Here is a 5,215-nt window from a genome sequence, read left to right as displayed (position 1 = left end):
GGGGGGTACTGTTGCGGGGGGGCGGGCGCGCTCGGGGGGGGGGGGGGCGCGCCCCCCCCCCCCCCCCCCCGGGGGCCCCACGGCCGGCCCTGGCGGACCGTCCGGGGCGTGCAGTCCAGGAAGATCGTGGTCGTGACGGAGGAGAACCTCCTCGGTGCGACGACGACGCTCGGACGGGCCTCGACCCATCCCGAGGGCTACTCCACGACCACCCACGAACTCGCCCACGCCATCCACAAGTTCGGCCTGACGGGCGACGAGCACGCGCTCGTCAGGGAGGCCTACCGCGGCAAGCGCCAGGCGGACGGGCTGACCGACCTGTTCGGCGAGGAGCCCGTCGCGGCGTGGCCCGACGGCGGGCGACGCAATGCCGCCGACGAGCTGGTCGGCAACTACTCCTCGGCCGACGAGTACGAGTACTTCGCCCAGCTGAGCAACGCCTACCTCGGCACCAACCACGGGAACGACCCGAGCACCCGGTCGGCCCGCAACAACGGCGCCGACTGGGTCAGGCGCAACGACCCGGAACTGCTGCCCCTGCTGGAGCGCCTGTACGGCCCCGACCCGCAGGCCGGCCACCCCGCCCCGGCCAACCCGGTCAGCCGCACCCGTGCCGAGGAGGAACTGTACGGAGGCTTCCGGGAGTTCATGCGCACGGCGACCGGCGAGCCGCACCCCGAACCGGAGGGGCCGAGCCACCCCGTCTCGGAAGCCGACCTGATCGAGCTCGCCCTCAACCCCGCCGCCACCACGGCCCACGGAGCTCACGAAGCCCACGGTGTCCTCCTGTCGCCGGAGGGAGAGGACCCGAAGCCCGTCGTCCTGACCGACGAGGAAGTGCTCAGGCCCCTGGTCAACGAGATCCTCCCGGGCCCGCACCCGGGCATGACCTTCGCCGTCGGGCACCTGCGCCTGGAGGGGCAGGACAAGGCCGGGAACCCCTACGTGTGGACGTCGAAGCGGACCAACAACGGCGCGAAGCAGTTCCCCGAGCTCAATGACCGGACCCGACTCGACGAGCTGAAGGCGCAGTCCTGGCCCGAGGACGAGAGGGCGATCAAGCAGGGGAAGGGTTACCAGAGCGCGGAGAAGTGGCGGGCCGAAAAGGTGGCCACCGTGCTCCGCGAGGCGGCCGCTCAGCACAAGGCCGCGTCCACCGGACTGACGGAGGCGGTCGCCGGGTACAAGTCCGCGTTCACGGCTCTGGACACCTGGGTCACGAAGCCCGCTGAAAGGGAGGCGGCCGGAGAGCACTTGGCCGCGGTCGCCAAGAAGATCGACGATGCGGTCGCGCTGGCCGCCACCGCACGGGAGAGGACCACGGAGGACGAAGGGGGCAGGCCGAGGGATCCGCGCGAGTTCTGGAACAAGATCGAGCTGGCGGAGACCCGCCATGGCGAGGCGGTCGAGCTCCACCGGCAGGTCGTGGACATCCAGGAGAGGGTGAAGGCCGCCAAGACCCGGAACGAACCGCGGGAGACGATGGCGGAGTTGCACAAGCGGGCGGCGGACCTCCACAAGCAGGCCTTCGAGAAGTTGAAGGAGTACGCGCGGGCCGAGGACGAGGTGGCCGCCGAACTCCGGAAGCCCGCTGCCGACCACTCCTTCGGCTACCAGCGGAAGGACGCCGAGGTCACCCTGCTGAACGCGGCGTACCGGCAGCTGGAGAGCTGGGGTTTCAAGGAGAAGAACCAGGTGTCCGGGACGTTCACCGTCTTCTCCACCAAGGGAACCTGCGAGAGCTGCAAGGACGTCGTCCGCGACCTCAACCAGGCGTACCCCGGGATCCGGGTGGTGGCCGCCTATCCGAAGGACGACGGCAAGGTGCCGCCGAGCCGGGAACTCACGTTCGGGGGCGCGAAGATCAACGTCGCCATCCCGTACGGGTACGAGCACGTCGACGGGACGTTCGACGTCACCGTCACGGACGACCGGGGGAGGAAGCAGCGCCACCAGATCGCGTACAAGACCGTCGCGCCCGTCGCTCGCCCGAGCGACGCGGCGACGACCGCCGGGGCGGAGTCGCAGAAGCCGGAGGCGGGGGCGCCCGAGTCGTCGTCGCAGCCCGTGAAGCCGCAGGCGAAGGGCGCGTGGGGCAAGCCGGCGCCGCAGTCGTTCGGGCAGCGCGAGCATTCGGGCCCCGACGCCGAGCACCCCATCGCCGACCGTCCCGGCAGCGCCGACGCGCCGTTCTGGCCGGCGGGCGAGGCACCGGACCCGGCCACCGCCGACGCCCTGGCCCACTTCCCGCACGACCCTGCCGTCCGGCTGGTCGCCCTGCACACCAAGGACGCCCAGTTGCCGCTGAGCCCCCGCCGGCTCGCCGACCGGCTGGTCGAGTGGCACCGGAGCGGCGGCTGGGACGGCCGGACGACCCTGCGGTTCGTCGCCTGCGACCTGGCCTCGCAGGGCGGCCACACCCAGGTCGCCGAGGTCCTGGCGCACCTGGCCGAGCACGGGCTCACCCCGGAGATCCACGCGGCCACCGGCCCGGTCTGGTTCGTGCCGGACCACGGGAACCCGGACGGGCCCGGACACCTGCTCGTGGCCGCCGACGTCGGCATCGACGCGCACGGCCGTCCCGTCGTGGTGCCCGGGGGCCACTGGGTCGGCCACCGCCTCGGCGAGGACGGCACGGTCGTCCGCACCGAGCTGCCGTCCGGGGACCTCCCGCCGGGGTACCACGCGGCGGAGCACCTGGCCGGCCCGGGTGAGCACCACCTGCGGCCGATGGAGGACACGGCACGGTTCGGGGGTCCGGGCGGCCAGGAGGAGAGTTCGTCCTCGGGCGGGCATCGCGAGCAGCCGGAGAACGGCAACCTGGTGAGCGTCGATTCCGACGGCTTCTGTCTCCTGCGGGCGGTGGCCACCAGCGATCCGCGCGGCGTGGCAGGGCTGTTGACCGACCACGGGCTCCACACGCTCGAAGAGCACGAGGCCCTCCGCAGGGTGGTCGAACAGTACCTCGCAGCTCGGGATCCGCAGGGTCTGCCGAACGAGATCACTCACGCTTACCGCGTCCTGAGGGGAGATCCGGCCGCTCACCTCACCCGGGACGACTACGCGGGACTGGTGGACGCCGTCGCCAACTGGCGGACCCACTGGGCGACCGCCGAAGGAGAGATGTTCGCGCCGCTGGTGGCGCACGCGCTGGGCATCCGGTTGCGGATCGTCACCCCGGAAGGCCGGCAGGCTCCCGTGGAGTTCGGCGACCCCGCCCACCGCCAGGTCACGGTGTTCTACTCCAGCAGCCGCAGCCACTACGACGCGAGCGACCTGCTCCACCGTCCCGAGGCGCCGGAGCGTGCCCAGGGGCTGGTGACCCAGCTCGAAACGGGCCCGGACGGGAGGATCTCCAACGTCACGGTCGTCGGCCGCCCGCCCTCCCCGTACAGCGGCACGATGGGTGACCACTCCACGGCCTTCGCCGTGCAGGTCGCGGCTCTGACCAGAACGCTGCGGGCCCACAGCCCCGCGGACGCGGTGACCGGGCTCACCGGCCTGATCGGGGCGGTGCGTGAGCTGCCCGGCGCGCGGTTGACCGACCACCTCCCGCCCGAGCACCGGCGGAGGCTCGAGGAGGCCGAGCGCGAACTCCGCGATCTGCACTACCTGCTGACCCGGGTGAGGAATCCGGAGTTCGGTACCTCGCTGCTGCAGCAGTTCGCGGACGCCTACCTGCACTACCGCGAGCTGATCCCGCTCACCACGATCAACGTGCGGGAGGTCAGCCCGGCCACGGCCGGCAAGGGCAAGGCCGAGGCCGGTCCCGTACGGCTGCTGGCCGACTTCGAGGACCGCGCCGTCAACCGGACGCAGGCGGATCTGCAGGACGCGGTCCTCGACCTGTTCGACACACAGGCGGCGGCCTGGGTGGTGGCCGAACCCGATCCGCACACGCTGGGCAGGATCGCCCCGGGCATGCCGGACTCCGCCGGCTTGGAGCAGCGGATGAACGAACTCGTCCAACAGCACCTCCGGTCGGTCGAACTGGCCTTCCCGGATGCCTTCGTCGCGGCGTGGGGCCACGGCGATGAGGGCCGTGAGCGGGCGGCCGTGCAGTTGGCGATGCGGATCCGGCCGGCGGTCCGGCAACTGGCCGACAAGTACGTGCAGGAGGCGAAACGGATCATGGGCCTCCGCGAGGGTCGCTTGGAGCGGCTGACCAGCAGCCTCACCACGAAGAAGGAGCGCGCGGAGATCCCCGTTCTCAGGAAGGAGATCACCGACCTCGGCAATCTGGTCGGGCAGTTCGAGCAGATGCAGCTGGACGAGCCGATGACCGCGGGCGCCGCGCCCGGTCCGTCGTCGGGTCCGGCCGCCGCGGAGCACTCCGGGACGCCGGCTTCCACCGATCACAGCAGTGAACCGGACGAGGACGCCCTGCTGGAGGAGGAGCGGGCACGGTCTCCGCTCGCCACGCAGGCCGTTCTCGGACCGGACGGCGTGATCCGGCAGGTGCTCCTCGCGGGCCGCAGCCCGTCCCCGTTCTCGGGCACGATGGGCGCGCACACCACCTCCTGGGTGGTCCACCAGGACGTGATCCGCCAGGCCGTCACCGGGGAGGGGATCCCCCAGGCCATGCTGAACCTGGCGCGGGTCGCCCGGCACGCCGAGCGGCAGGAGAACGAGCGCGTCGGGGTCATCCCGATCGAGCCCTACCACCGGGAGAGGCTGAACACGGCTCGTTCGGAGCTCGCCGTGCTGGTGAACGACACCGAGAACGGACGCGCCGAGACGTCCCCGCAGGCTCTTCAGCGGTTCGTCAACAGCCTGCTCACCTACACCAACTACATACCCGGAGCTACCTTCGAGGCGGCCGTCCCGGACGGCCGCCGTGAGGCCCACCACCGCGCGATGCTGCGGGGCGGGGCCAGGAACGCGGGCGAGCTGGCGAGTGCGGTGATCGGTCTGCTCGACCTGCACGACGTGCCGGACGGCATCGCGCTCGTCATCGCCGGGCACCACATCGAGCTGATCAGGGAGGCCTACCCCGGGGTCTACGAGGCAGCCGGACTGGGGGACGCGGCGGCACTGCTCCGGCGAGTGCGGGCGGCCGAGCGGGCCCGGGAGGACCGTGGCTAATACCCGGGGGTCCCACGCCCGTGGGCCCCCCCCCGCGGGCGGCCCGGGGCCGGGCCCGGGCGCGCCGCGCACCGCCGCCCCCGCGGGGCCCGGGGGGGGAGAGGGCGCAGGCCCGGGGGGGGCGCGGGGA

The 5,215-nt window shown here is 72.5% G+C and carries 1 protein-coding gene; it reads left to right on the top strand.

Features of this window, described 5'->3' with window-relative positions; genetic code table 11:
- The first annotated feature begins 108 nt into the window (after positions 1-108).
- Positions 109-5,085 (top strand): hypothetical protein, encoded by a 4,977-nt coding sequence (locus ACFV4G_RS19160; protein WP_380441771.1) that lies wholly within the window; start codon positions 109-111, stop codon positions 5,083-5,085.
- The last annotated feature ends 130 nt before the right edge of the window (positions 5,086-5,215 follow it).

The sequence above is a fragment of the Kitasatospora sp. NPDC059747 genome, assembly GCF_042732955.1.
Classification (GTDB): domain Bacteria; phylum Actinomycetota; class Actinomycetes; order Streptomycetales; family Streptomycetaceae; genus Kitasatospora.
Note: the sequence above shows the minus strand (reverse complement) of the source record. Positions and strands in the feature narration are given on the sequence as shown.